This is a genomic window from Sulfuricaulis sp. (genome assembly GCF_049587675.1).
GTDB lineage: Bacteria > Pseudomonadota > Gammaproteobacteria > Acidiferrobacterales > Sulfurifustaceae > Sulfuricaulis.
In genome coordinates this window covers 1-26999 of sequence record NZ_JBAVEJ010000192.1, presented here as the reverse complement: position 1 = coordinate 26999, position 26999 = coordinate 1, and the positions used below count along the sequence as shown (strand labels likewise).

Here is a 26999-nt window from a genome sequence, read left to right as displayed (position 1 = left end):
CGCTGTACGTGAAGATTCCGATGGTGGCGAATTTCGAGAACAAGCAGGCCGCGAAATACAGTCATTTCGTCGAACAATTCGCTACCCAGTACCAGATCAGCCCGAGCCTGGTGTACGCCATCATCCGAACGGAAAGTAATTTCAACCCGTTCGCCGTCAGTTCCGCGCCGGCCTACGGCCTGATGCAACTGGTCCCCGGCAGCGGCGGCCGCGAGGCCTACCGGCACGCCAAGGGTTCGGACGAGATTCCGTCGAAGCAATATCTGTTCGACGCGCAGAACAATATCGAACTCGGTGCGGCGTATCTTAGCGTGCTTACCTACAAGCAGCTCGAACCGGTCTCCAACGAGGTGTCGCGGGAGTATTGCGTGATCTCGGCCTACAATACCGGTCCGAGCAACGTGCTGCGCACTTTTTCCAAGGACAAGGTCGCGGCCGTGAACAGCATCAACAGCCTGCCGCCTTCTGGCGTGTATCAGAAATTGCGTTCAAATCTTCCGTATGAAGAAACCCGCGAGTATTTGCACAAGGTAGTCAATTACCGCAAGCAGTTTGTCACCAAGGCGAATTGAACGTTTCATCGAGCATCAAGGAGAGAGCCATGCGTAACAAATTCATTTTGCCGTTGTTTCTGATCGCATCTACCCTGCTTGGCGGCTGCGGCTACAACACGCTGCAGACCACCGACGAACAGATCAAGGCCGGCTGGGCCGAGGTGTTGAACCAGTATCAGCGACGTGCTGATCTGGTGCCGAACCTGGTGAACGTGGTGAAGGGATACGCCGCGCATGAAAAGGACGTGCTCACGCGCGTGACCGAGGCGCGCGCCAAGGTCGGAACGATCCAGGCGACCCCGGATCTTATTAATGATGAACAGGCGTTCGCCAAATTCCAGGCGGCGCAGGGCGAACTGAGTTCGGCGCTGTCGCGGCTGCTCGCGGTGTCGGAGAATTATCCGCAGCTCAAGGCCGACGGCCTGTTTCGCGATCTGCAGGCGCAGCTCGAAGGCACGGAGAATCGCATCACCGTGGCGCGCAATCGCTACATCCAGGCGGTGCAGGCGTACAACGTCACCGTGCGCCAGTTCCCGAGCAACCTGACGGCGATGCTCTTCGGTTACAAGGTGAAACCGAGCTTCACCGTGGAGAACGAAAAGGAAATCGCCAAGCCGCCCAAGGTCGACTTCGGCGGCACACCGCCGCCTTCGCCGACCAGCGCCGGTTACCAGTAGTTCGCCAGTCGCTGATGACATGAGAGCGCCGACATGAAGGTGCTCGTGCGCGGGTTGTGCCTGCTGGCGTTTTTTCTTGCGAGCTTTGCAGTTCACGCGGAAGTAGCGGTGCCGCCGCTCAAGGCGCGCGTCACCGACCTGACCGGCACGCTGACGCAGTCACAGCGCGATACGCTCGAACAGGAGCTGCGCGCCTTCGAAAGCCGCAAAGGCAGCCAGATCGCGGTGTTGATCGTTCCCACCACGCAGCCCGAAGCCATCGAACAATATTCCCTCCGCGTCGCCGAGGCCTGGAAACTTGGGCGCAAGGGCGTCGATGACGGAGCACTATTGCTGGTCGCCAAAGACGACCGCGAATTGCGCATCGAGGTCGGCTACGGCCTCGAAGGCGCGATACCCGACGCCGTGGCCAAGCGCGTGGTCAGCGAAATCATCATTCCTTATTTCAAGCAGGGCGATTTCTACGGCGGCATCCATGCTGGTGTCAGCCGCCTGATCCGGCTCGTTGATGGCGAGCCATTGCCGCCGCCACAGGCACGGGACAATTCCTGGTCCGGCATTTTCGACTATGCGCCGTTCATCATCATCGCGGCATTCGTCGGCGGAGGCATGTTGCGCGCGCTGTTCGGTCGGCTGATCGGCGGGTCCGTGGCCGGCGGCGTTACCGGGCTGATCCTCTGGTTCATTGCCGGTTCCGCGTTGATGGCGCTGATCGCCGGCATCGTCGTGTTCGTACTGGTGATGGCCGCGGGTGTACAGCTCGGTTCCTCGCGCTACGGCGGTTGGCCTGGCGGAGGCTATGGTGGTGGTTACGGCGGTGGCTGGAGCAGCGGCGGCGGAGGAGGTTTCGGCGGTGGAGGCGGTGGATTTGGAGGCGGCGGCGCCTCGGGGAAATGGTGATGAATCTCGCGCGCATATTTCGACACCTGTTCATGCCGCCGTGGCGCGTGCGCCTGGCATTTCCGGCGCGCACGTTGCGCGCCATCGAAGCGGCCATCCATGAGTGTGAGGCGGCACACGCCGGTGAAATTCGTTTCGCCGTGGAAAGTGCCCTGCCGCTGATCCCGCTGTTGCGCGGTCAATCGGCGCGTCATCGCGCGCTCGAAGTATTTTCGCACTTGCGGGTGTGGGATACGGAACACAACAACGGCGTGTTGATTTATCTGCTGCTGGCGGATCATGACGTGGAGGTCGTTGCCGACCGCGGAGTTCACGCGCACGTGGGTGGCGAGGGCTGGGAGAAAATTTGCCGCGAGATGGAAGTGTCATTCCGCGAGGGCAAGTTCGAATCAGGCGTGCTTCATGGCATACGCGCTGTCAGCGCCCATCTCGTCAGACATTACCCGGCACAGGGGAAAGGCAAGAACGAACTCGACAATAAGCCGGTGGTGTTGTAGATCGCGCCCGAATCAGTCGCCCGTCGGGTAGATGTGGAACTCCAGTACTTTCTCTAGGGCGGTCAGCTTTTCAGCCAGGCGCCGATAACTGTCCTTTCCTTTGGCGCGGATGGTCATCTGGTATTCGAAGATCTTGCCTTCGTCACCCAACTGGTAGCTCAAGTTGGCGACCGAGAAACCGTGCTGCATGATCATCTCGCGCAACTCGGGTTCGGCCGGCGTTTCCTGGCGCTTGAAGCGCACTTGCAGGCGCGCGTAGTACTGCGCGGGCATGATCGCCTCGATCCAGCGGAACAGTGACAGCGTGCCCAGCGTCACCAGCGTTGTCACGATGGCCGGGAAATAAAAACCGATTCCGAGCAGAATGCCGATCGCGGCGGTGATCCAGATGGACGCCGCCGTGGTCAGGCCGCGCACCGTGAGACCTTCCTTCATGATCACGCCGGCACCGAGAAAACCGATGCCGGTCATGATGCCCTGCGCCATGCGCGTCGGGTCCACGCGCATCGTTTCCAGTGGCGCATTCGGCAGCAGTTGCCACTGGTAAACAGTCACCAGCATCAACAGGCTGGAAGCCGTGCAAACCAGGGTATGGGTGCGAAAACCCGCCGGGCGGCCATGGTAGGTCCGTTCGAGGCCGATGAGGCCTCCGGCCAGCACCGCCAGGCCAAGATGCAGCAAAATCGTGAGATATTCCTTTTCCACAACTGCAGTTTAGACGGAAACCCGGATGGCGCCACAAGCAAGGCCAGTATCTGCCGGACAGGGTGAAGGATAGACGACAGTAAAGACGACTATGCTTGACTTGAACAAAAACAGACAAGAACCTATTGGCGCATGATTCCTGCAAAAGACCGAACACTCGTCCATCATGACCGTTGACGTGACAACGCTGATCGTTGCGATCGGCGTAACTTTCGCCGCGACCTTATTATTGATGTCGTGGTATTCGCGTCTGCGTAACCGGACTTCCTCCATCGAGAAACCAGCGACGCAGGCCGGCATGGAGCACCTGCGAACCGTTCTGGACAATATCGCCGATGCCGTCATGACCATTGATTCACAAGGTGTGATCGGGATGATCAACCCGATGGCAGCCGGCATGTTTGGCTATACGGAAGGCGAGATACTTGGAAAGAACGTGGACATGTTGTTGACGGATATCCGGGCTGGGGGAGCGGCCGGCATCAGTATCGGCGCGCGCGAAGTGGTGGGGGTTCGCAAAAGCGGCGCCACGTTCCAGGTTGGCCTGACCGTGCGTGAAGCCGGCAATCAAGGCCGGCAAGAATTCGTTCTGATAGCCCGCGACATCACCGCGCAGAAACAGGCAGAACAGCGCCTGGTTTATCTCGCCCAATACGACGCATTGACCGGTCTCCCCACGCGCGCCCTGTTTCACGACCGCGCCACCCATGCGTTGGCGCGCGCCCATCGCGAAGAAAAGCTTGTGGCGATCATGTACCTGGATCTGGACCACTTCAAGAACGTCAATGACGGCATGGGTCATCATGCCGGCGATGAATTGCTGAAAGCGGTGGCCAAGAGAATTACTTCATGCCTGCGGGACGTCGATACGGTCTCGCGCATGGGGGGCGATGAATTTACCGTCATCCTGGAAAGCATTCCGCATATCGATAACGCCACGATCGTGGCGGAGAAGATCCTTGATGTCATGCAGGAACCGTTTCAAGTGGACGGTCACGAGATTCACATGACGGTCAGCATTGGTATCACGCTTTACCCGATGGATGACAAGGACCTGACCAACCTCCTGAAGGATGCCGATCAGGCCATGTATCGCGCCAAGCAGGCGGGAAGGAACAACTTTCAGATTTTCGGCGCCGATATGGCGGAGAACATCGCGGCGGTCAAGCTCATCGAAACGCAGATCGAGCATGCACTCGAGCGCGGTGAGCTGTTATTGCATTACCAGCCGCGCATGGACATGTTGAGCGGAAATATCATGGGCGTGGAGGCTTTGCTGCGCTGGCGGCACCCCGAAATGGGAATGATATCCGCGAATGACTTTATGCCGCAGCTGGAACGGTCAAAGCTCGTTTATTCCGTGGATGAATGGGTGCTTCGCACCGCGTGCCTGCAGAACCGTCAGTGGCAAAAAATCGGTTTGCCATCTCTGTGCATGACGGTCAATGTCTCGCCCTACCGCTTCCGCCGCAAGGGTCTCGTGGAACTGGTCACAAATATTTTGAAGGAGACGGGCATGTCGCCGAGCGACCTGGAACTCGATATCCCCGCTGAAAACCTGGTGGGTATCGGGCAGGAAAACTATCGCACGGTGCTGGATCGGTTGAATGCTCTCGGAGCGCATGTGGCGCTGGCGGATAACGGCATCGGAGATTCCTTTATCGATTCCATTAAACGGCTTTCTCTGCGGGTGATGAAAATCGACCGGTCATTCGTGCGCAATGCCGCGGTTGACCCGGATCAGGCCGCTATCGTGCAGGCGGTTATCGCCCTGGCACGCGCCTTGAAGCTGAAAGTGGTCGCCGAAGGTGTTGAAACCGCGGAGCAACTGGCGGCGCTGCGCCGCTATGGCTGCGACATGGTGCAGGGATATCTGTTCAGCAAGCCAGTGGCTACCGAGGATATCGCCAGCATGTTACGCGACGGGAAACGGCTTCTCTGAAGCAGCTTATTACGCTGCTTGCGGCGGACCCCCAACCGGCGGCGGTGGCGGGGTTAGCGCATCGGACAGTATTGGCACGCTGGCGTCGACCGCGGAATCGTTCGATCCTGCCCCACAGACGCCACGTTGATTCTCGCCGTGCTGTAACGTAAAATTCTCGCTCAGCCGGAAACACCCTACTTTAGGCATTCAGAGCGGGAGAGAAGCACCCGGAGCGACAGGGGCCTCTCCCGTTTTTGTGCGCCTGCGCGCTGAGAGGTAACTTGTCTATGCCGTCTGCACTGCTTGCACTGGAAGATGGTTCTCTGTTCTACGGGGATTCTGTCGGCGTTCCGGGACAGGCGGCAGGCGAGGTGGTGTTCAACACCGCCATGACCGGCTACCAGGAAATCCTCACCGACCCTTCCTATGCGCGTCAGATCGTCACGCTGACCTATCCCCACATCGGCAACACCGGGGCCAATCCCGAAGACATGGAATCCCCCGGCGTGTACGCCACTGGCCTCGTGATCCGTGATCTCCCGCTGGCCCACAGCAATTTCCGCGCCGCGGAATCGCTGGCGGAATTCATGCGCCGCCACAAGCTCGTCGGCATCGCCGGCATCGACACGCGCCGGCTGACCCGCCTGTTGCGCGAGAAAGGCGCGCAGAACGGCTGCATTCTCGCGTTGGAAAAGGCCGGCAAGCTCGACAAGAAGGAAGCGCTCAAAGTGGCGCGCGCGTTCCCGGGACTGAAGGGCATGGACCTGGCCAAGGTGGTGACCACCAAGAAACCCTACACGTGGGAAGAAGGCTTGTGGGAACTGGGCAAAGGCCATGCGCAGCAGGAACATCCCCGCTTTCACGTGGTCGCCTGCGACTACGGCATCAAGCGCAATATCCTGCGCATGCTGGCCGCGCGCGGTTGCCGGCTGACGGTAGTGCCGGCGCAGACTCCGGCCGAGGACATATTAAAGATGAAACCGGATGGTGTGTTTCTCTCGAACGGCCCCGGCGATCCGGAACCCTGCGCTTACGCCATCGACACGATCCGACACATCATCGATACCGGGCTGCCGGTGTTCGGCATCTGTCTCGGTCTTCAGCTCATGGGCCTAGCCTCCGGCGCGCGCACCATCAAGATGAAGTTCGGACATCACGGCGCGAACCATCCGGTGCTCGAAGTCGTCTCCGGGCGCGTCATGATCACCAGCCAGAACCATGGTTTCGCGGTGGACGAAACCAGCCTGCCGTCGAACCTGCGCGTGACGCACCGCTCGCTGTTCGATGGCTCGGTGCAGGGCTTGGAACGCACCGACAAACCGGCGTTTTGTTTCCAGGGGCATCCGGAAGCGAGCCCTGGACCGCATGACGTCTCGCCGCTGTTCGACCGGTTTATCGGGATGATGGAGCAAAACACTTCGCCAAGATCATCGGGCACGAAGAAGAAAGAGGAAAAGGTTGCCCTGTAATCTTCCGTGACGGAAATATTTGATAGCCCATGCCAAAACGCACTGACATCAAAAGCATCCTGATTATCGGCGCCGGGCCGATCATCATCGGCCAGGGCTGCGAGTTCGACTATTCCGGCGCGCAGGCCTGCAAGGCGCTCAAGGAAGAGGGCTACCGCGTGATCCTGGTCAACTCCAATCCGGCCACCATCATGACCGATCCGGAGACGGCCGACGCCACCTATATCGAGCCGATCACCTGGCCGACGATCGCCAAAATCATCGAAAAGGAGCGCCCCGACGCGCTGCTGCCGACCATGGGCGGCCAGACTGCGCTCAACACCGCACTCGATCTGGCGCGCGAGGGCGTGCTGGAAAAATTCGGCGTCGAAATGATCGGCGCGAAACGCGAGGCGATCGACAAGGCCGAGGACCGCGAACTGTTCAAGAAGGCGATGGAATCCATCGGCCTGAAATGCGCGCGCGGCGCCGTCGCCCACAGCATGGAAGAGGCGATGCAGGTACAGGCCGCAATCGGTTTTCCGGTCATCATCCGCCCCTCGTTCACGCTCGGCGGCACCGGCGGTGGTATCGCCTACAACAAGGACGAATTCGTCGCTATCTGCGAGCGCGGACTGGACGCCTCGCCGACGCGCGAGCTGTTGATTGAGGAATCCATCATCGGCTGGAAGGAATTCGAGATGGAGGTGGTGCGCGACCGCAAGGACAACTGCATCATCATCTGTTCGATCGAAAATTTCGATCCCATGGGCGTGCACACCGGCGATTCGATCACGGTCGCCCCGGCACAGACGCTGACCGACAAGGAATACCAGCTCATGCGCGATGCCTCCATCGCCTGCCTGCGCGAGATCGGCGTGGATACCGGCGGCTCGAACGTGCAGTTCGCCATCAATCCAAGGGACGGCAGCATGGTGATCGTGGAGATGAACCCGCGCGTCAGCCGCTCCTCGGCGCTGGCCTCCAAGGCCACCGGCTTTCCGATCGCCAAGGTCGCGGCCAAACTCGCGGTCGGTTACACGCTGGATGAATTGCGAAACGACATCACCGGCGGCGTGACCCCGGCGTCGTTCGAACCGACGATCGATTATGTGGTGACCAAAGTTCCGCGCTTTACTTTCGAGAAGTTCACCAAGGCCGATCCCACGCTTACCACCCAGATGAAGTCGGTGGGCGAGGCGATGGCGATTGGAAGGACGTTCCAGGAATCGCTGCAGAAGGCGCTGCGTTCGCTCGAGACCGGCAGCTACGGGCTCGAATCCAGGCTCGATCCGGCGCAGGACAAGGACGAGACGCGCAAGCGCTTGACGACGGCGTTGCGCGTGCCGGGCGCGGAACGTATCTGGCATCTGGCCGACGCCTTCCGTGCCGGCATGAGCCAGCAGGAAATCCACGAGCTGTGTCATATCGATCCGTGGTTCTTGGCGCAGATCGAGGATCTGGTCGGCACCGAAAAGGCGATCGCGAAACACGGCAAGAAAAAGCCCTCGGCCGATACCTGGCGCGCCTGGAAGCGCAAGGGGTTTTCCGACCGCCGTCTGGCGCAACTGATGGGAGTGACAGAAAAGCAGGCGCGCAAGTGGCGCCATGCGGCCAAGGTGCGTCCGGTATACAAGCGCGTGGATTCCTGCGCCGCCGAGTTTGCCTCCGCCACGGCCTACATGTACTCCACTTATGAAGAAGAGTGCGAGGCTGCTCCCGAGAAGAAGAAAAAGATCATCGTGCTCGGTGGCGGGCCAAACCGCATCGGCCAGGGGATTGAGTTCGATTATTGCTGCGTGCACGCCTCGTTCGCGCTGCGCGATGACGGCTACCAGACCATCATGATTAACTGCAACCCGGAGACCGTGTCCACGGACTACGACACTTCCGACCGGTTGTATTTCGAGCCGCTGACGCTGGAAGATGTGCTGGAGATCATTCATCTGGAGAAACCCGAGGGCGTAATCGTCCAGTACGGCGGCCAGACGCCGCTCAAACTCGCCCACGGGCTGGATGAAGCCGGCGCGCCGATCATCGGCACTACCCCGGATTCGATCGACATTGCCGAGGACCGCGAGCGCTTCCAGAAGCTGATACACAGGCTGAAACTGGCACAGCCGCCGAACGCCACTGCCCGGACCACGCACGAGGCGGTGAAACTGGCCGACAAGATCGGATATCCGCTGGTGGTGCGTCCTTCCTACGTGCTCGGCGGGCGCGCGATGGAGATCGTGCATGCGCGCGAGGACCTGGAAACCTATATGCGCGTGGCGGTGCGCGTGTCCGAGGATTCGCCGGTGCTGCTGGACCGATTTCTCAACGACGCAACCGAAGTCGATGTCGACGCCATCTCTGATGGCAAGCAGGTCGTGATCGGCGGCATCATGGAGCACATCGAGGAAGCCGGCGTGCATTCCGGCGATTCGGCCTGTTCGCTGCCGCCGTTTTCCCTGTCGAAGAAAATTCAGGATGAGCTGCGTCAACAAACTGTCAAAATGGCCAAGGCGCTCAAGGTCATCGGGCTGATGAACGTCCAGTTCGCCATTCAGAACGGCAAAGTATACGTGCTGGAAGTGAATCCGCGCGCTTCGCGCACGGTGCCGTACGTTTCCAAGGCCACCGGCCGGCCGCTGGCCATGATCGCGGCACGCTGCATGGTCGGGCAGTCGCTGAAGAAACAGGGTGTGACGGAAGAGATTGTGCCTTCCTATTATTCGGTCAAGGAAGCCGTGTTCCCGTTCATCAAATTCCCCGGTGTGGACACGATACTCGGGCCCGAAATGAAATCCACCGGCGAGGTCATGGGCGTGGGAAGGAGCTTCGGCGAGGCGTTCACCAAGTCCCAGATCGCCGCGGGCAGCCCGATTCCGAACAGCGGGCGCATGTTCATCAGCGTGCGCGACCCCGATCAGAAGGGCGTGGTTGCCGTGGCGCGCTACTTCAGCCAGCACGGGTTCGAGATACTCGCCACTCGCGGCACGGCCGCGGTGCTGGAGCAGGGGGGCGTGGCGGCGCGCGCGGTCAGCAAGCTGTCCGAGGGACGGCCGAACATTATTGACATGATCATGAACGACGAGATTGATATAATCATCAATACCGTTTCGGACAAGCAAAGCCTCGCCGATTCCTACGCCATCCGCCGCGAGGCGCTGCAGCACAAGGTGACGAACTACACCACGCTGGCCGCTGCACGCGCCGCCTGCGAGGCACACCGTGCGGCCGGGGATATTCGCGTTAACCGGCTACAGGATCTGCACAAGGAGTTGGCGACATGAGCAGGGCGCAGGGGCCCCGCGCGCAGCGCGGGGATGCAACCGTGGCGAATGTCGCCGGCCGCCGACAGTTCGGTGTTCCGGTCATGTTCGACCTGTCGGAGGCGGCGGGTATGAGCAGGACGATGAGGTGGTGGGCATGAAAAAAACGCCGATGACTATAACCGGCGCGGAAAAGCTGAAGATCGAACTTCACCGCCTGAAGACGATGGAGCGTCCGCGCATCATTCAAGCTATCGCCGATGCACGTGCGCACGGTGATCTTTCGGAGAACGCCGAATACCATGCAGCCAAGGAGCAGCAGGGCTTTGTCGAGGGGCGCATCGCCGAGCTCGATTTGAAGCTCGCCACAGCGCAGGTCATCGACCCGAAAACAGTCAACGCCGACGGTCGGGTCGTGTTCGGCGCCACGCTCAGTCTTAAGGATGAAAAGTCGGGTCAGGAAGTGACTTACCAGATTGTCGGCGATTTCGAGGCCAACATTGCGCAAGGCATGATTTCCATCAGTTCACCCATCGCCCGCGCGCTCATCGGCAAGGAATTGGGCGACGTGGTCGAGGTGCCGGTGCCCGGCGGCGTGCACACTTACGAGATTCTGGACATCCGGTACGTTTGAGTCCCTGTCGCTTTCTTTATCCGTAATACTATTTATTCTGGAAGTTTCAGGCGCGGTTTTTCCGCCGGGCGATAAATGACCGCCATGCGCCCGATTTCCTGCACGGCATTGGCCCCGGCGGCCGCGCAGATCTTTTTCAGCATTTCCGAGCGCGCCTCGCGCTCCACGCCCGGCAGCCGGATCTTGATCAGTTCATGGCGCCCGAGCGCCAGTTCGATTTCCTTGATCACCGCCGCGGTGATGCCGGCGTTGCCGACCTGCACCACGGGCTTGCGGTGATGAGCCAGGGCCTTCAGATGTTGTCGCTGTTTTACGTTCAATGCCATATATTAACAATCGTCACACTAGTCCTATGAATCCGCGCATCATACCGCAGCGCCGTCCATCCCCCCATGGCCCGTACTAAAAGCAGCCAGCGCTGGATGGCGCGTAATGCCAAGGACAAATACGTCAAACGCGCGCGCCAGGAAGGTGCCCGTTCGCGCGCGATCTACAAGCTCGAGGAAATTGACCGCCGGGATCGTCTGCTGCAGCCGGGGATGACGGTGGTTGATCTGGGCGCTGCGCCCGGAGGCTGGTCCCAGTATGTCAAAAGCCGGGTGGGCGACTCGGGACGGGTGCTGGCGCTGGACATCCTGCCGATGGAGCCGATTGTCGGCGTGGAATTCATCGAGGGCGATTTCACGGAACTGCCGGTGCTAGACTTGTTGTTGCAGCGCTTGCAGGGCAAACCGGTGGATCTTGTAATCTCGGACATGGCCCCCAATATGTCAGGAGTGGCCTCCGTGGATCAGGCGCGCAGCATGAATCTGGTGGAACTTGCACTCGAATTTTCGGACAAATCGCTGAAGCCCGGAGGTTCGTTGTTGATCAAGACCTTTCAGGGCGCAGGGTTTAACGAGTTTTACGCGCAACTACGCCACCGCTTCGAAAAGCTGGCGACGCGCAAACCATCGGCGTCACGCGCCGAGAGCAAGGAAATTTATCTTCTGGGCAGGGGGTTTAGGGGTGTCTGAGCAAAAGCGTTGTTTATCAGAGGACATCATAGGAAAATGAAGATTGTGGATAAATGGCGCCATGGTTCGTTTTGACACGAAGGTAGCTCTACCGCGTTCGTCTTGAATTATTAAGAGGCAATACTTGAACAATCTCACCAAGAATCTCCTGTTGTGGCTCGTCATCGCCATCGTGCTGATGTCGGTTTTCAATAATTTCGGCAATCGCCAGCAGGCCACGCGCCCGATGGAATACTCCACCTTCATCCAGAAGGTGAGACAGAACGAAGTCGAACGCGTCACCATTCAGGGTCGCGAGGTCACCGGCAAGCTCAAGAGCAACGAACCGTTCACGACTTATTCTCCCGGCGACCCGGGCATGATTGGTGACCTGATCGATCACGGCGTGGCGTTCGATGCCAAGCCGCAGGAAGAGCAGTCGCTGTTGCTGACCATCTTCATCAACTGGTTCCCGCTGTTGCTGCTCGTCGGCGTGTGGGTGTTCTTCATGCGCCAGATGCAGGGCGGCATGGGCGGTCGCGGCGCCATGAGCTTCGGCAAGAGCAAGGCGCGCATGTTGAGCGAAGAGCAGAACAAGATCACGTTCGACGACGTCGCTGGCGTCGAGGAAGCCAAGGAAGAAGTCGGTGAGCTCGTGGAGTTCCTGCGTGACCCGTCCAAGTTCCAGAAGCTGGGCGGGCGCATTCCCAAGGGCGTGCTCATGACCGGCAGCCCGGGTACCGGCAAGACGCTGCTGGCCAAGGCCATCGCCGGCGAGGCCAAGGTACCGTTTTTCTCCATTTCCGGTTCCGACTTCGTCGAGATGTTCGTCGGCGTCGGTGCCTCGCGCGTGCGCGACATGTTCGAGCAGGCAAAGAAACACGCTCCCTGCATCATCTTCATCGACGAAATCGATGCCGTCGGCCGCCAGCGCGGCGCCGGCTTGGGCGGCGGCCACGACGAACGCGAACAAACGCTGAATCAATTACTGGTCGAGATGGATGGATTCGAAGGAACCGAAGGCGTGATCGTGATCGCCGCGACCAACCGTCCGGACGTGCTCGACCCGGCGCTGTTGCGCCCCGGCCGCTTCGATCGCCAGGTATACGTGCCGCTGCCCGATATTCGCGGGCGCGAGCAGATTCTCAAGGTGCACATGCGTAAGGTGCCGGTGGCGGATGATGTGGATGCCAACATTCTGGCGCGCGGCACGCCCGGTTTTTCCGGCGCCGACCTCGCGAATCTCGTCAACGAAGCCGCGCTGTTTGCCGCGCGCGCCAACAAGCGCCTCGTGGACATGGTCGATTTTGAGAAGGCCAAGGATAAAGTAGTGATGGGCGCCGAGCGCCGCTCCATCGTCATGCCGGAGAAGGAGCGCATGAACACGGCGTATCACGAATCCGGCCACACGGTGGTGGCGAAGTCCATTCCGAACACCGATCCGGTGCACAAGGTGACCATCATCCCGCGCGGACGTGCGCTGGGCGTCACCATGCAGTTGCCCACCGAGGACCGTTACAGCCATGACCGTGAAAGCCTGCTGTCGACCATCTCGGTGCTGATGGGCGGCCGCATCGCGGAAGAGATATTCATGCATCAGATGACGACCGGCGCGGCTAACGACTTCGAACGCGCCACCGACCTCGCACGCAACATGGTCATGCGCTGGGGCATGAGCGATGTGCTCGGTACGCGCGTATACGGCGACAACCAGAGCGAGGTGTTCCTCGGGCGCGACGTGATGACGCACAAGAACATGAGCAATGCCGTGGCTGAGGTCGTGGACAAGGAAATCCGTCGCATCATCGACGAGCAATACGCCAGGGCGCGCAACATCATCGAGGAAAACCGCGACAAGGTCGAGAAGATGACGAAGGCGTTGCTCGAGTGGGAGACGTTGGACTCCGAACAGATTAGCGCCATCATGGCCGGCAAGGAGCCGCGTCCGCCGGCAGACTTGGGCAGTTCGCCCAAGGACGATGCCGGCAGCCCGAAGAAACCGAGCGGCAAAACCGTCAAACCGCGCCTTGACTCACCCGCCGGAGAACACTGATTCGAGCGCGACGTGTGGAATGCGGAATACTGTTCCTTGATTTTCGTTTTATTCCGCACTGACCGATGATTGTCCTCGACTGTGGCGGCCGGCCGTTGGACCTGAGCCGCCCGGCTGTGATGGGAATTCTGAATGTCACCCCCGACTCCTTTTCGGACGGGGGTGTTTTTTTGTCCCGTGAAAGTGCAATCGCACATGCCCGCCGGATGGCGGATGAAGGAGCGGACATCATCGACGTCGGCGGTGAATCCACCCGGCCCGGCGCGCAACCGGTCTCGGCGCAGGAAGAAATGGATCGCGTCGTACCGGTGATCGAAGCGTTACGCGGGAATTTTCCCCTGCCGATTTCAATCGACACCTCGAAGCCCGAAGTCATGCGCGCGGCGGTTGCCGCGGGCGCGGGATTTATCAATGATGTCCGCGCGTTGCGCGACGAAGGCGCGCTGGAGGCGGCGGCATCGCTGCAGGTTCCGGTCTGTCTCATGCACATGCAGGGTGAGCCGCGCGGAATGCAGGAAAACCCCCGCTACCGCGACGTACTGTCCGAGATTGGCGATTTTCTGCGCACGCGCCTGCAGGCGGCGCGAGCGGCGGGTATTCCGGCACAGCGCCTGGTGATTGACCCGGGTTTCGGGTTCGGCAAGACCCTGGAACATAACCTAGAATTACTGCGCGGCCTGAAGAAATTGCAAAGCCTGGGCGCGCCGATCCTGGTCGGACTGTCGCGCAAATCCCTGATTGGCAAGGCGCTGGGCTTGCCGGTGGAAGGGCGGCTGCAGGCGAGCGTGGCCCTGGCCCTGATGGCGGTGCAGAATAGTGCTCGTATCGTGCGTGTGCACGATGTCGGTCCTACGGTCGAGACGCTGCGCATGTGGTCAGCCGTTTACCCGGAAAGTTGAGGAAGAAACAAGAATCATGAACATGAAACGTCGCTATTTCGGCACCGACGGTGTCCGCGGGAAAGTGGGTGAAGAACCCATCACTCCGGAAACGGTGCTAAAGCTCGGCTGGGCCGCCGGTTGCGTACTCGGCAAAGGCGGCTCCGGTCACGCCAAGATTCTCATCGGCAAAGACACGCGCGTATCCGGTTATCTGCTGGAATCCTTGCTCGAAGCGGGGCTCTCGGCCGCTGGCGTGGACATCCGCCTGCTCGGACCGATGCCGACACCGGCGATCGCCTATCTCACGCGCACCGCCCGCGCGCGCGCCGGTATCGTGATCTCTGCCTCGCACAATCCGTACGAAGACAATGGCATAAAATTTTTCTCTTCAGATGGCACCAAGCTGCCGGACGACGTGGAGCTGGCCATCGAAGAAAAGATGCAGCAGCCGCTGACGACCGCGGGACCCGATGCGCTCGGCAAGGCCAAGCGTTATGACGACGCCGGCGGGCGCTACATCGAATTTTGCAAGAGCACCTTTCCTCACCGCATGAATCTCGAGGGGCTCAAGATCGTCGTGGACTGTGCAAACGGTGCGGCTTATCATCTGGCACCGCTGGTCTTCAGCGAGCTCGGCGCCGAAGTGATAGCGGTCGCCAATGAGCCGGACGGGTTTAACATCAATCGCCATTGTGGCGCGACTTTCCCGATTTTTCTCAAGAAGACCGTGCTGGCGCACAAAGCCGATCTCGGAATTGCGCTGGATGGCGACGGTGACCGGTTGATCATGGTCGACAGGCAAGGCGAAATCGTGGATGGCGATCACCTGCTCTATATCATTGCCACGGACCGGAAACGGGCGGGTCGGCTGCACGGTGGTATCGTCGGCACGCTCATGAGCAATCTCGGTCTGGAACACGCCTGCGGCAAGCTGGACATTCCCTTCCAACGTGCGGCGGTGGGCGACCGTTATGTGTTGAGCATGCTGAACGAGCAGGGCTGGGAACTGGGCGGCGAGACTTCCGGCCATATCATCTGCCTCGATCGCAGCACCACGGGCGATGGCATCATCGCCGCGCTGCAAGTGCTGGCGGCCATGCGCGAATCCGGCAAGACCCTTGCCGAGCTCAGGAGCGGGCTTGATATTTATCCGCAGGTCATGATCAACGTGCGCATGGACCGGCGTTTCGACGTAAAAGAATCGCTGCGCGTGCAGCAGGCCATCAAGGCGGTGGAGGGCGAGCTGGCCGACACCGGGCGCGTGGTGCTGCGTGCCTCGGGTACCGAGCCCGTGGTGCGCGTGATGGTCGAAGGTCGCGACGTGGCGCAGGTCGAGCGGCTTTCCCGCAGTCTCGCCGATACCGTCAAACGCGCCGCCGAAGAGGCAGCTTGACATTGCTGATTGGAACGTTCAAAGACATTTACCTGCCAACGAGTAGCGGCATTATGAAGACAAAACGTGTTTGGCTTATTGGCTTCACACTGCTGCTACAGCTCGCGGCGACGACGGTATTCGCGGATGTGGAATTTGCCCTGATCGCCGAAGACAGTCGCGCCAAGACGACATTACCGCCACCGGGTAAGGCACTCATTTTTGTGTTCCGTCAAGACGCGGCTGTGCCGAAGAATGTGCCGATGTGGTTCGATAATCAACCCATCGGGTTCATCGTTCCCCGTTCCTATTATTTATGGGCAGTCGATCCCGGTGAACACGTTATCGCGTCCAACCCCGACCGAAGCGTTGCTCTGAAAGTTAACATCCAAAAAGGACGCAACTACTTTGTCGAGCAAGGCATCGCGACCAATGGCGTAAAGGTTGAACTGCGCCAAGTGTCGTATGCCCAGGGACGTACGGCGGTTAACCGTTGTCGCCTTATTAAAGATAACTCAGTCTTTGCCGTCGCCGCGCTCGAGAGACCTGTGACAAAAAAAGGGCCCGAGCGCGTCGTCAAACCCGCCCCGAAACCGCTTCCCGGGACATCCGCGCCCGTACACAAGCAGGGATTGGCCTTAATTATTAAAACCGGCAGCATCAAATTGTCCAGCAGCAGCCAGTCTTTACAGACTACGTCAGGCACGGTGTCAACGGAGTTCGACAGTAAGGCATCGAGCCCGCTTGGGCTCGAAGGCGAATGGCGTATCAATAACGGTTTCGCCCTCGGCGTCGAGTACATTCATTACAGCAACAAGCTCACCGCAACCGGAACCGGGTTGACCAGCACGATGGATGTCACCGGCGTGCTGCTCAACGGAAAAAAATATTTCGCCCCCGGCGGTATTTATTATCCCTATCTCGGAGTCGGTGTTGGTGCGGCGAGCGCGGATTTCAGCGGCTCAGCAGTCACGGGCAATACGGCGGATTTTGCCATTCAGGCGATGGGTGGTCTGGAAATGCGCTGGAACCAATTCGGCGTATATACCGAACTCAAGGCGTTTTCTGCCAAGACCAAAGACAATGCCGGCAACAAGGTCGATGCCAGCAGCCGCGGCCTGCTTGTCGGCGCAAGTATAATGTTCTAAGAGTGCGCAGGCACGGGCGCGTACTCTGCGACGCGCCTGTGGCGGGTTATACGTTGTTGACGTTTTTGTTTGATAAACGCGTAGTCGCCTGCAAAGCAATTGCTTTCTGCCAAGGTGGCCGGTAACATCGCGCCCGTTTTTCAGCTGATTCGAGACGAATACGGGGGTTCCCATGGGCATGCGCCGGCCGCTGGTGGCGGGTAATTGGAAGATGAATGGCTCGCGGACGGAGTCCGCGGCGCTGCTGGAGAGAGTTAAAAAAGGGATGAGTTCCGCGTCCAAGGCGGAAGCGGTCGTATGTCCTCCGTATGTTCTGATTCCACTCGCGGCCGAGAAACTGGCCGGTAGCGTCGTTGTCTGGGGTGGGCAGAATCTCAGCGCGCACAAGTCCGGCGCCTTTACCGGTGAGATTTCCGGTCCCATGCTCAAGGATTACGGCTGTACTTATGTTATTGTCGGCCATTCCGAGCGCCGCACGCTGTATGGCGAGAATGATGCGCTGGTAGCGGAGAAGTATGGTGCTGCCCAGGCTGCGAAACTGACCCCGATACTTTGTGTGGGCGAGACCCTTCGGGAACGCGAGGCGAATCAGACTGAAACGGTGGTGGCGCGCCAGCTGGATACCGTGATTGAAAAGCACGGCATCGGTAGTTTCAAAAACGCCGTGATTGCCTATGAACCCGTTTGGGCCATCGGCACCGGCAAGACCGCCACACCCCAGCAGGCGCAGGACGTACACCGCTTTATCCGCAGTCGGCTGGCGTCCCGTGACGAAGCGGTGGCGGATAACATTCGTATTCTTTATGGCGGCAGCATGAAGGGCAGTAACGCCAGGGAACTTCTGGCCCAGCCGGATATCGATGGCGGTTTGATCGGTGGGGCGTCGTTGCAGGCGGAGGAATTCCTGATGATCTGCCGCGCCGCTGACTGACGGAGATATATATTATGACAGGACGAACGAAGCGAAGCGGAGTAGGGCTACATTTATGAAAGACCTGGTTTTGGTGATTGACGTTATTTCGGCCGTGGGGCTGATCGGCCTGATTCTGCTGCAGCAGGGCAAGGGCGCGGATATCGGCGCGGCCTTCGGCAGCGGCGCCTCACAGACCTTGTTCGGCAGCCGCGGTTCGGCCAATTTTCTGACGCGGACGACGGCTATCCTCGCGACGGTTTTTTTCCTTTCCAACCTCGGGTTGGCCTGGTTGTATGCGCAGCACGCGACGACGCCGGCGAGCGTGACGAAAAGCGTGGTCACGGAGCAGCCGGCGAAAGTGGAGACGCCAGCGCCGCCCGCCGAAGTGCCCGCGGCACCCAAGGCACCGGAGGTGCCAAAATAGTTTTATTAATGTCACAGAGATTACGCGGGGCACGAAGTAAAAATAATACCCTTCTATTCAGATCAGTATTTCTCTGCGTCTTCTGTGGCTAGAATTTGCGCTCACGCGCCGAAGTGGTGAAATTGGTATACACGCTACCTTGAGGTGGTAGTGGCGAAAGCCGTGTGGGTTCGAGTCCCACCTTCGGCACCATTTTAATTTCCATCCTGTCAGTTTGTTGACACGCGAACAACGCTCGCTCGTTGTGTCTCCATAGGCGATTTTTATACCCCTAAAAGCAGCTTAACCCTTTGAAGAGCATAAGTTTGTCAGGCAGCCGTTTGCTTGACATCCTTTGCAGCGAAAGCCTAGACTCGCCGGACTTCTAATTATTGATCCGGCATGGATTAATTGAAACAAAGGCAACGAATTCCAGCAGTATTTCTGGTCATCGTAACGCCGGGTCAAAAATTAATAACTCTTTAAGATTGCTTGTTATTGCGGCGGCAAGGCGTCTTAGGCTGAAGGCACGGCCCAGTTTATTGGGGTCCGCACTTCAAGTGGAGTCATACCGCCGCAATAACGCGGATTCCCGGGGCTCGGATGCTGCAAGGTTATCTCCCCATCCTGATTTTTATAGGCGTTGCCCTGGGCATGGGCACGGTCATCGTATTGGCCGGGCGGGTGCTGGGACCGCATCGCCCGGACAAAGCAAAACTTTCCCCCTACGAGTGCGGCTTTGAAGCGTTCGAGGACGCGCGCATGAAATTCGACGTGCGTTATTACCTCGTGGCCATTCTTTTTATCATTTTCGATCTCGAAATCGCGTTCCTGTTTCCTTGGGCGGTGGCGCTCAACGAAATCGGCATGTTCGGGTTTCTTTCGATGATGATTTTTCTGGGTATCCTCGTCGTCGGTTTTATTTACGAATGGAAGAAGGGTGCGCTCGAATGGGAATAGAGGGCGTTCTCGAAAAAGGCTGGGTGACTACGCAGGCGGATAAATTGATCAACGCAGCGCGCACCGGTTCGCTCTGGCCCATGACCTTCGGGCTCGCCTGCTGTGCGATAGAGATGATGCATGCCGCGGCTTCGCGTTACGACATGGACCGCTTCGGAATTGTCTTTCGTCCCAGCCCGCGCCAGTCGGATGTGATGATCGTGGCCGGCACGCTGGTAAACAAAATGGCGCCGGCACTGCGCAAGGTCTACGACCAGATGTCCGAACCGCGTTGGGTGATTTCCATGGGCTCCTGCGCCAACGGCGGCGGTTATTACCATTATTCTTATTCGGTGGTTCGCGGCGTTGACCGCATCGTACCGGTGGACGTGTACGTTCCCGGCTGTCCGCCGACGGCCGAAGCCCTGCTGTACGGCATTATCCAGTTGCAGAACAAGATTCGCCGTACCAACACCATCGCCCGCTGATGCCGCCCAGGGAACGCTCATCATGACTGATACGCATCAGGACCTTGCCGCTCACGCCCAGGAAAAGTTCGGCGAGTCGGTCACGGCCGTCCATGAGTTCGCAGGGCAGATCACGCTGGACATTCGCCATGACCGGATAATCGAGATATGCCGCACGCTGCGCGACGATCCGGGGTTCGCCTTCGAGCAGATCATGGATCTCTGCGGCGTGGATTATCTCCATTACGGACGCGAGTCACCCGCGGGACCAAGGAAAGGACCTCGCTTCGCCGTTGTTTATCACCTGCTGTCGATCAGTCACAACCGGCGCCTGTGTCTGCGCGCCTATTTGGATGACGAGAGCCCGATGATCGCCTCCGTGACCGGTATTTGGAATTCAGCCAACTGGTATGAACGCGAGGCGTTCGATCTCTTCGGCTTTGTGTTCGAAGGACATCCGGATCTGCGCCGCATCCTCACCGATTACGGTTTCATCGGGCATCCCTTCCGCAAGGATTTCCCGCTCATCGGCCGTGTCGAGATGCGCTACGACGCCGAAAAGCAGCGCGTCATTTACGAACCGGTCTCCATCGAGCCGCGCGTTCTGGTTCCTCGCGTCATACGCGAGGAAGGCTTTGCCAAGGATTGAGCATGATGGCTGAGATTCGTCTTTACATGTCGAGCCGCCTGCGGCGGCGTGTTAATTGCGGTTCCCCGCACCGCGGGCGGGTCTCTTTCTTTGCTCGTGCAAAGAAAGAAACCAAAGAAAGCACGCCCCCTGGTCGGCGCCCGCTGCGCGGGTTCCCTCGCCCCGCGTTGGCCTCAGCGGGTGCGCATACGCGACATCCCTGTCGCGGATGCGCACGCTCGCGATCCCTCGCTCGTCCCTTCGGGCCTGCCCTTCGGCTGCACGCGTCGCTCGGCTTGACGAAGGGGGTCTTGAAAACACCTCTGCGTATCAGCCTGAGGTGGGTTGCTCCCGCCCCCGTCGGAACGAGCCGAGCACCGAGCAAGGCCGGAAGTATTCGCGAGACTTTTGATCGAGTCCGAGGCGCGTATCTTGCGCCCAGCGAGTTAGGCGAGCGCCCGGCTGAAGCGAGGCGCGCAGGGAACCGCTCTTGGTGTGCAAGAGCGGCGAAGCGACTGGGTGTCCTTCTCTTTGGTTCCTTTCTCTTGGACAAGCAAGAGAAAGGAACCCAGGGTGCAGGGGCGGAGCCACCCGCAATTAGCTTTTCAAATCGTGCGCGGAGCGCACACGACATTCGACGGACGCTGCCGGAGACGCGATGAGCACTAAGGATCTGCTCAAAGTCGAGAACCTGAAAACCTGGTTCGACACCCCGGAGGGTATGGTGCGCGCGGTCGATGGCATCGACTTCGTGATCGCACGCGGCGAGACGCTGGCGCTACTTGGCGAATCCGGCTGCGGCAAGTCGATATCGGCGCTGTCGCTGCTGCAGCTGGTGCCGCAGCCCGCCGGGCATATTGCCGCCGGTCAGGTGCGGCTGGACGATCAGGACGTGCTGGCGCTGCCCGAACGCGACATGCGTGCCATTCGCGGCAAACGCATAGCCATGATCTTCCAGGAACCGCAAACCTCGCTCAATCCGGTGCTGACCATCGGCGAGCAGATCAGCGAAGCGCTGCCCTCCGCAGACAGGCAGACACGCAAACAATGCCGCGCCAGGGTCGCGGAACTGCTGGCTGCGGTGGGTATCGCTGATGCCGATCGGCGCTACGACGAATATCCGCATCAACTCTCCGGCGGCATGAAGCAGCGCGTCATGATCGCCATGGCGCTGGCGGGGCAACCCGACCTGCTGATCGCCGATGAACCGACCACGGCGCTTGACGTAACCATCCAGGCGCAGATTCTGGGCTTGCTTAAGGAACTTCAGAAACAGACCGGCATGGCGATACTGCTCATCACCCACGACCTCGGCGTAGTGGCAGAGATGGCCGATCGCGTGGCTGTCATGTATGCGGGACAGATTGTCGAATCCGCTACACGCAAACAGTTCTTTGCTTCACCCAAGCATCCCTATTCACGCAAGCTGTTTCGCTCCATCCCCGGGCGCGTGCAGCGCGGCGCGGCGCTGGAGGTGATCGCCGGCAGCGTACCGTCGCTGCGACAGACATTTCGCGGCTGCCGGTTTGCCGACCGCTGCGATCAGGCTTGGGAACTCTGCCGCAAGAAACTCCCTGGCTGGACGATACAGAACAGCCGCGGCGTGCGTTGCCATCTGTACGATGACAGCGTGTCGGCGCCACCTTCGAAGGTCAAATCTCACCGGACAACCAGAAAGGCACCTAAAGTCGATGTCGGTAAGGCGGGTGAAACGTTGTTGCACGTGGCTGACCTCAAGGTACATTTCCCGATAACCAGAGGGGTGTTTCAGCGTGTCGTGGGCCACGTGAAGGCGGTCGACGGCGTATCGCTGGATATCGCGCGCGGCCGCACCTTGGCGCTCGTCGGCGAATCCGGTTGCGGCAAGACCACCGTCGGCAAGGGCATTCTGCAACTGGTGCCGCCCTCGGCGGGACGCGTGGTGTACAACGATCAAGAACTCACGCTACTGAAGGGAAATGAACTGCGGCCGTTGCGACGCCATTTTCAAATCATTTTCCAGGACCCTTATGCCTCGCTCGACCCGCGCATGCTGGTCGGCGAGATTCTGGAAGAAGGCATGCGTGCCCAGGGTATCGGCTCCAGCCGCGAACAAAGGCGGGTGAGAGTGGAAGAACTGCTGCAACAAGTCGGATTACCATCCGATGCGCGCCAGCGCTACCCGCACGAGTTCTCCGGCGGTCAGCGCCAGCGCATCAGCATCGCGCGGGCGTTGGCGGTTGAACCGGAGCTGATCGTGTGCGACGAGCCCACCAGCGCGCTCGATGTGTCCGTCCAGGCCCAGGTTCTGAATCTGCTCAAACGTCTGCAGGACGATCTGGGTTTGAGCTACCTCTTCATTACGCACAACCTGTCGGTGGTGGAGTACCTGGCGCACGAGGTGGCGGTCATGTATCTCGGGCGCATCGTCGAACGCGGGCGCGTGGACGAGGTGCTGGAGAACCCGAAGCACCCGTACACCGAAGCGTTGTTGTCGGCGGTGCCGGTGATCGAGGCGAAGGATCGCCGCACCATCATACACCTGCAGGGCGACATGCCCTCGCCGAGCAACCCTCCAGCGGGCTGCCATTTCCATCCGCGTTGCCCGCAGGCGATGGATATCTGCCGCCGACAATATCCCGCGGCAACGGAATTCAGCAGCACGCATGAAGCGCGTTGCCATCTGTTCACGACGGGGAAGAACTAGAGGAAAACGGAACGGCTAGCCGTTCGGCGTGGAGACTTCGATCGAGGCGGTCGGGGGACCGCCGGTCCAGATTTTGAGCTTCTGCCCGAGACGCAGCACATCGCCCATTTGCATGAGGTTCCACTTCGCCAGCTGGCCTGCCATCACGTTGTAACGGCGGGCGATGCTCGACAAGGTCTCGCCGCGGCGCACGCGATGAATGACCGGCTCGCCACGGGCGGCGCGCGAGGATGAGGCGCGGAAGGCGGTGCGAATCACTTCCGGCTTCAACGGACGGGCGGAAATCGGAATCAGCAGATCCTGTCCGTTACGGAGCAAGTTGCTGTGCAGGTTATTAGCGGTGCGAAGCGTCTCGACGTTGAGCCCGTAGTGACGGCCAATCTGATGCAATGTTTCTCCGCGTTTGACCGAATGATGCTGCCACTGGACCCTTTCGTCCTCCGGCAGACTGTTCAGCCCCGCGATCAGCGCGTCTTTTTTGTCGGCCGGCACCAGCAGCTGATGCGGGCCGTTGGGATCGGTCGCCCAGCGCGTATAGCCGGGGTTGATGTCGTGCAGGTCGTCCACCGGCATATCCACCAGCTTGGCAACCACGCCGAGATCAACCTGCGAACCGGTCTCCACGCGCGCGAAATAGGGTTCGTTGGGGATACTCGCCAGCTTCACCCCGTACTTGTCCGGGTTGGCGACGATGGCGACCATGGCCATGAGTTTCGGCACGTAATGTTGTGTCTCGCGCTTGAGCTTGAGGTACTGGTAATCCGTGGATTTTCCCTTGCGCTCGTTGTATTTCATCATGCGCGCGACTTTGCCTTCGCCCGCGTTATACGCAGCAAGGGCGAGATGCCAGTCACCGTCGAAATCGTTGTAGAGTTTCTCGAGATAATCCAGCGCCGCCTGCGTGGAGGCCTGCACATCGCGTCGGCCGTCATACCACCAGTTGGCCTTCAGGCCGTACAGCCGGCCGGTGCCCGGCATGAACTGCCATAGGCCGACCGCGCGGGCGCGGGAGTAGGCGTGCGGCTTGTAGGCGCTCTCGATCGCAGGTAGCAGGGCGATTTCCATCGGCATGCCGCGTTTTTCGACTTCGTCGGCGATGTAATAGAGATACAGTCTGGCGCGATCCATCATGCGCTGCATGTATTCGGGGTTGTTCACGAACCATTGGATTTCTTTATCAACCTGCGGGCTGTCGAGCGGTTTCATGGTGAAACCTTTGCGCAGCCTGGCCCAGATGTCCGATGAGTCGTTATTAGCGAGATCAGGTGTGGTCTCGAGGGGTTTATCGCTCTCGGACAGGGCCGCTGCCGGAGGAGGGGATTTGAATTTTATGTCGCTCAGAACCAATACGTCGCCCGCAGCCGACGCGTCCTGGGCCGGGGTCGGTTCAGGGGCTTTCTTGGCGGTCTCGGGGGAGCTTGTCGCGCATCCTGCCAGGGACAGAAGCACAACGACAGGCAGGACCTGTTTCTTGATTTTTTGCCAATGCATGTGAACAAATAGTAGGGTGAAGACGATGGAGCGTCAACCTTTTGAGTGAGATTATTTAAGTAAATTCAATGATCTGTGATTTGTCCAGAGAAATTTGACGGACGTTAATTTTGCCGCCGAGAGGGGCAAAAAATTCTACCGCTCATCCCCTGAAACTATCCTTCCATCGCCGCACCGTCGCGAACACATCCACTGCGGCATCGAGCGTGCGCCCGGTCTGTTTTTCGGCCGCCGCGCGCACCGTCGCCTGCCCTGATCGCAGAAACGGGTTGATGCGCCGCTCCAGACCGATGGTCGAGGGCAGGGTGGGCAGATGTCGTGCGCGCTGCACACGTGCCCAGTCGCGATGCGCGCGCATGTCGGCGTTGTCCGGTTCGACCGTCAGCGCAAAGCGTAGGTTGGCCTCGGTGTATTCGTGCCCGCAGTACATCTTGGTTGCTTCCGGCAGGGCACTGAACTTGGAAAGCGAGGCGAGCATTTGTTCCGCGGTCCCTTCGAACAAGCGCCCACAGCCGGCCGAGAACATGGTGTCGCCGCAGAACAGCATACCCGCCCCGTGGTAGGCGATGTGGCCGGCGGTATGGCCGGGGACGTCTATCACGTCGAATCCCAGCCCAAGTTCGGGAAGATCGACGCGATCGCCTTCCTTGAGCCTGTGCGTGACGGCCGGGATGCGCTCGCGCGCCGGGCCGTACACCGGGACAGTATAATGTTTGAGTATGTCCTCCACACCGCCCACGTGGTCGCCGTGATGGTGGGTGCAGAGGATGGCCGCGGGCTTCAGGCGCTGTTTTTCCAGCGCCGCCAGCACCGGGCCGGCGTCACCGGGATCGACGATGGCCACGCGGTCCGGGAATTTCCCGCGGATCAGCCAGATATAGTTGTCCTCGAAAGCGCAGGCGTGTAAAACATCGGTCATGCATCCAGTTTGAGAGCCCGCAGGGAGAACGTCAATGAGTCAGGCAAATTCCTGTACCGCGCAATGGCGCCAGCTGCGCGAGTGGTTCGATTCTCCGCTCGGACGCTCTCTGCAAGGCAGGGAGGCGCATCATATCCGCGCCGTGTTGCCCAACCTTTATGGCACGGTGGCCGCCCAGCTCGGCCAAATCGGCCAGCTCAACCTGATGGATGCCTGCATCGCCCCCACGCGCATCCTGCTCGATCATCACGCCGGGCCGGACGGCTGTGTGGTGCGTGGACTGCCCGAGGCGCTGCCGCTCGACACCAAGAGCGCCGATGTCCTGATCCTGCCGCACACACTCGATTTCTGCGACGACCCGCATCAGGTCCTGCGCGAGGTCAGCCGTGTGTTGCGCCCCGAAGGCCATGTCGTGATTCTCGGCTTCAACCCGATGAGCCTGTGGGGATTCCGCCGGCTCACCGCGCGTCGCCCGCGCGTGGCGCCGTGGTGCGGAAAGTTTTTCCGCCTGTCGCGCATCAAGGACTGGCTCGCGCTGCTCGACTTCGAGACCACGCATGGCAGGATGCTCTATTATCGCCCGCCGCTGCGCAACGAAGGTTTCATGCACCGCTTGCATTTCCTCGACAAGATGGGTGACCGCTGGTGGCCTATGATGGCGGGGGTATATCTCGTGGTCGCGAAGAAGCGTGTCGTCGGCGTTACGCCGCTGCCGCTCAGCTGGAAAACCAAACGCGCGGTCGGCCGCGCCGCGACACAGCCGGCCGCGCGCGGGATGATCCTGCCGTTCCGCAAACAATAACTCTTTCCCGCACCTTGCTTGGATAAGGTCACGATCTTCACTGACGGCGCTTGCCGCGGCAACCCCGGTCCCGGCGGCTGGGGCGCGATCCTGTTCAAGGACGATCACGAGAAGGAACTCTACGGCGCCGAGCGCGAGACCACCAACAACCGCATGGAACTCATGGCCGCGATCCAGTCGCTCGAAGCGCTCAAGCGCCCGTGCGAGGTCACGCTCACGACCGATTCCCAGTACGTGAAAAAAGGCATCACCGAGTGGCTCGCCAGCTGGAAACGCCGCGGCTGGAAAACCGCGGACAAGAAACCGGTGAAGAACCAGGATTTGTGGCAGCGCCTCGACGAAGCGGCGCACAAGCACAAGATTCACTGGAAGTGGATCAAGGGGCATAGCGGGCATGAGGAGAACGAGCGCGCCGATCAGTTGGCGAATCGGGCGATTGAGGAGATGTTGGCGTGAGAGATACCAATCAGCCGTTCGCCCTGAGCCTGTCGAAGTGTGAACACTTTTTTGGTTGTCATCCCCGCGAAGGCTTAGTTTTTTGTTGTCATGCCCGCGGAGGCGGGCATCCAGGCTTTAAAGGGTATCGCGCGCTCCGCGCGCGATCTCAAAACCTAATTGCGGGTGGCTCCGCCCCTGCACCCTGGGTTACTTTTCTTTGCTTGCCCAAAGAAAAGTAACCAAAAGAAAGGGCACCCCGGATGGCGCG

General features: G+C 59.9%; 26 protein-coding genes and 1 tRNA gene. 23 read left to right on the top strand and 4 right to left on the bottom strand.

Annotated features, from left to right (window positions below; translation table 11 throughout):
• From WB402_RS10065 to WB402_RS10050, 4 genes are all read left to right on the top strand, one after another.
• Positions 1-572 (top strand): transglycosylase SLT domain-containing protein (locus tag WB402_RS10065; protein WP_424207456.1); only part of this gene is annotated, 572 nt, incomplete at its 5' end.
• Positions 573-601: 29 nt separating this feature from the next.
• Positions 602-1231: a LemA family protein gene (locus WB402_RS10060; protein ID WP_424207454.1), complete on the top strand. Its 630-nt coding sequence runs from the start codon at positions 602-604 to the stop codon at positions 1229-1231.
• 33 nt (positions 1232-1264) lie between these two features.
• Positions 1265-2131 (top strand): TPM domain-containing protein, encoded by an 867-nt coding sequence (locus WB402_RS10055; RefSeq protein WP_424207452.1) that lies wholly within the window; start codon positions 1265-1267, stop codon positions 2129-2131.
• Positions 2131-2628 carry a TPM domain-containing protein gene (locus WB402_RS10050; RefSeq protein ID WP_424207450.1) on the top strand — a complete coding sequence of 166 codons (498 nt, stop codon included), beginning with the start codon at positions 2131-2133 and terminating at the stop codon, positions 2626-2628. The genes WB402_RS10055 and WB402_RS10050 overlap by 1 nt, the downstream gene beginning before the upstream one ends.
• Before the next feature lie 12 nt (positions 2629-2640).
• Here the strand turns inward: WB402_RS10050 and WB402_RS10045 are convergent, their stop codons facing one another.
• Positions 2641-3333, bottom strand: coding sequence for an MgtC/SapB family protein (locus WB402_RS10045; protein ID WP_424207448.1), 693 nt, complete (start codon positions 3331-3333; stop codon positions 2641-2643).
• 166 nt (positions 3334-3499) lie between these two features.
• Between WB402_RS10045 and WB402_RS10040 the strand changes: the two genes are divergently transcribed.
• The 5 genes from WB402_RS10040 to greA all read left to right on the top strand — a co-directional run bounded on the left by WB402_RS10040 (position 3500) and on the right by greA (position 10596).
• Entirely contained in the window at positions 3500-5275 is a 1776-nt protein-coding gene (locus tag WB402_RS10040) for a putative bifunctional diguanylate cyclase/phosphodiesterase (RefSeq protein ID WP_424207446.1), read from the top strand.
• Positions 5276-5538: 263 nt separating this feature from the next.
• Entirely contained in the window at positions 5539-6726 is a 1188-nt protein-coding gene (carA, locus tag WB402_RS10035; RefSeq protein ID WP_424207444.1) for a glutamine-hydrolyzing carbamoyl-phosphate synthase small subunit, read from the top strand.
• A 29-nt stretch (positions 6727-6755) separates the two neighbouring features.
• Entirely contained in the window at positions 6756-9983 is a 3228-nt protein-coding gene (gene carB / locus WB402_RS10030; RefSeq protein ID WP_424207442.1) for a carbamoyl-phosphate synthase large subunit, read from the top strand.
• Positions 9980-10123, top strand: coding sequence for a hypothetical protein (locus tag WB402_RS10025; protein ID WP_424207440.1), 144 nt, complete (start codon positions 9980-9982; stop codon positions 10121-10123). Before carB ends, WB402_RS10025 begins: the two co-directional genes overlap by 4 nt.
• Positions 10120-10596 carry a transcription elongation factor GreA gene (gene greA, locus WB402_RS10020; RefSeq protein ID WP_424207438.1) on the top strand — a complete coding sequence of 159 codons (477 nt, stop codon included), beginning with the start codon at positions 10120-10122 and terminating at the stop codon, positions 10594-10596. The genes WB402_RS10025 and greA overlap by 4 nt, the downstream gene beginning before the upstream one ends.
• A gap of 32 nt (positions 10597-10628) precedes the next feature.
• Here greA and yhbY read toward each other — a convergent pair whose 3' ends face one another.
• Positions 10629-10922 (bottom strand): ribosome assembly RNA-binding protein YhbY, encoded by a 294-nt coding sequence (yhbY, locus tag WB402_RS10015; protein WP_424207436.1) that lies wholly within the window; start codon positions 10920-10922, stop codon positions 10629-10631.
• 66 nt (positions 10923-10988) lie between these two features.
• Between yhbY and rlmE the strand changes: the two genes are divergently transcribed.
• From rlmE to WB402_RS09955, 12 genes are all read left to right on the top strand, one after another.
• The gene (gene rlmE, locus WB402_RS10010) at positions 10989-11612 is read left to right on the top strand and encodes a 23S rRNA (uridine(2552)-2'-O)-methyltransferase RlmE (RefSeq protein ID WP_424207434.1); all 624 of its coding nucleotides are present in this window, start codon (positions 10989-10991) and stop codon (positions 11610-11612) included.
• Positions 11613-11736: 124 nt separating this feature from the next.
• Positions 11737-13644 carry an ATP-dependent zinc metalloprotease FtsH gene (gene ftsH / locus WB402_RS10005; protein ID WP_424207432.1) on the top strand — a complete coding sequence of 636 codons (1908 nt, stop codon included), beginning with the start codon at positions 11737-11739 and terminating at the stop codon, positions 13642-13644.
• Positions 13645-13709: 65 nt separating this feature from the next.
• Positions 13710-14543 (top strand): dihydropteroate synthase, encoded by an 834-nt coding sequence (gene folP, locus WB402_RS10000; RefSeq protein ID WP_424207430.1) that lies wholly within the window; start codon positions 13710-13712, stop codon positions 14541-14543.
• A gap of 22 nt (positions 14544-14565) precedes the next feature.
• Positions 14566-15918 (top strand): phosphoglucosamine mutase, encoded by a 1353-nt coding sequence (gene glmM, locus WB402_RS09995; RefSeq protein WP_424207460.1) that lies wholly within the window; start codon positions 14566-14568, stop codon positions 15916-15918.
• On the top strand, positions 15915-17045 hold the full coding sequence (locus WB402_RS09990) for a hypothetical protein (RefSeq protein ID WP_424207429.1): 1131 nt from the start codon (positions 15915-15917) through the stop codon (positions 17043-17045). The genes glmM and WB402_RS09990 overlap by 4 nt, the downstream gene beginning before the upstream one ends.
• 178 nt (positions 17046-17223) lie before the next feature.
• Positions 17224-17976: a triose-phosphate isomerase gene (gene tpiA, locus WB402_RS09985; RefSeq protein WP_424207458.1), complete on the top strand. Its 753-nt coding sequence runs from the start codon at positions 17224-17226 to the stop codon at positions 17974-17976.
• A 55-nt stretch (positions 17977-18031) separates the two neighbouring features.
• Positions 18032-18382 (top strand): preprotein translocase subunit SecG, encoded by a 351-nt coding sequence (gene secG / locus WB402_RS09980; RefSeq protein ID WP_424207427.1) that lies wholly within the window; start codon positions 18032-18034, stop codon positions 18380-18382.
• 107 nt (positions 18383-18489) lie between these two features.
• Positions 18490-18574 (top strand) — tRNA-Leu (locus WB402_RS09975).
• Between the two features lie 390 nt (positions 18575-18964).
• On the top strand, positions 18965-19321 hold the full coding sequence (locus tag WB402_RS09970; RefSeq protein ID WP_424207425.1) for an NADH-quinone oxidoreductase subunit A: 357 nt from the start codon (positions 18965-18967) through the stop codon (positions 19319-19321).
• A complete protein-coding gene (locus WB402_RS09965) occupies positions 19312-19788 on the top strand; it encodes a NuoB/complex I 20 kDa subunit family protein (protein WP_424207423.1) in 477 nt (158 codons plus the stop codon). Before WB402_RS09970 ends, WB402_RS09965 begins: the two co-directional genes overlap by 10 nt.
• A 22-nt stretch (positions 19789-19810) precedes the next feature.
• A complete protein-coding gene (locus tag WB402_RS09960) occupies positions 19811-20416 on the top strand; it encodes an NADH-quinone oxidoreductase subunit C (RefSeq protein WP_424207421.1) in 606 nt (201 codons plus the stop codon).
• 637 nt (positions 20417-21053) lie between these two features.
• The gene (locus WB402_RS09955; RefSeq protein WP_424207419.1) at positions 21054-23081 is read left to right on the top strand and encodes a dipeptide ABC transporter ATP-binding protein; all 2028 of its coding nucleotides are present in this window, start codon (positions 21054-21056) and stop codon (positions 23079-23081) included.
• Between the two features lie 15 nt (positions 23082-23096).
• On the opposite strand, the gene WB402_RS09950 is transcribed toward WB402_RS09955, so the two are convergent.
• Both WB402_RS09950 and gloB read right to left on the bottom strand, forming a co-directional pair.
• Positions 23097-24572: a transglycosylase SLT domain-containing protein gene (locus WB402_RS09950; RefSeq protein ID WP_424207417.1), complete on the bottom strand. Its 1476-nt coding sequence runs from the start codon at positions 24570-24572 to the stop codon at positions 23097-23099.
• Positions 24573-24714: 142 nt separating this feature from the next.
• Positions 24715-25491: a hydroxyacylglutathione hydrolase gene (gloB, locus tag WB402_RS09945; RefSeq protein WP_424207415.1), complete on the bottom strand. Its 777-nt coding sequence runs from the start codon at positions 25489-25491 to the stop codon at positions 24715-24717.
• A 34-nt stretch (positions 25492-25525) separates the two neighbouring features.
• Here gloB and WB402_RS09940 point away from each other — a divergent pair, with 34 nt between their 5' ends.
• Together WB402_RS09940 and rnhA are read left to right on the top strand one after the other, a co-directional pair.
• Entirely contained in the window at positions 25526-26293 is a 768-nt protein-coding gene (locus tag WB402_RS09940) for a class I SAM-dependent methyltransferase (RefSeq protein ID WP_424207413.1), read from the top strand.
• An 18-nt stretch (positions 26294-26311) separates the two neighbouring features.
• The gene (gene rnhA, locus WB402_RS09935) at positions 26312-26749 is read left to right on the top strand and encodes a ribonuclease HI (RefSeq protein ID WP_424207411.1); all 438 of its coding nucleotides are present in this window, start codon (positions 26312-26314) and stop codon (positions 26747-26749) included.
• Positions 26750-26999: the final 250 nt, after the last annotated feature.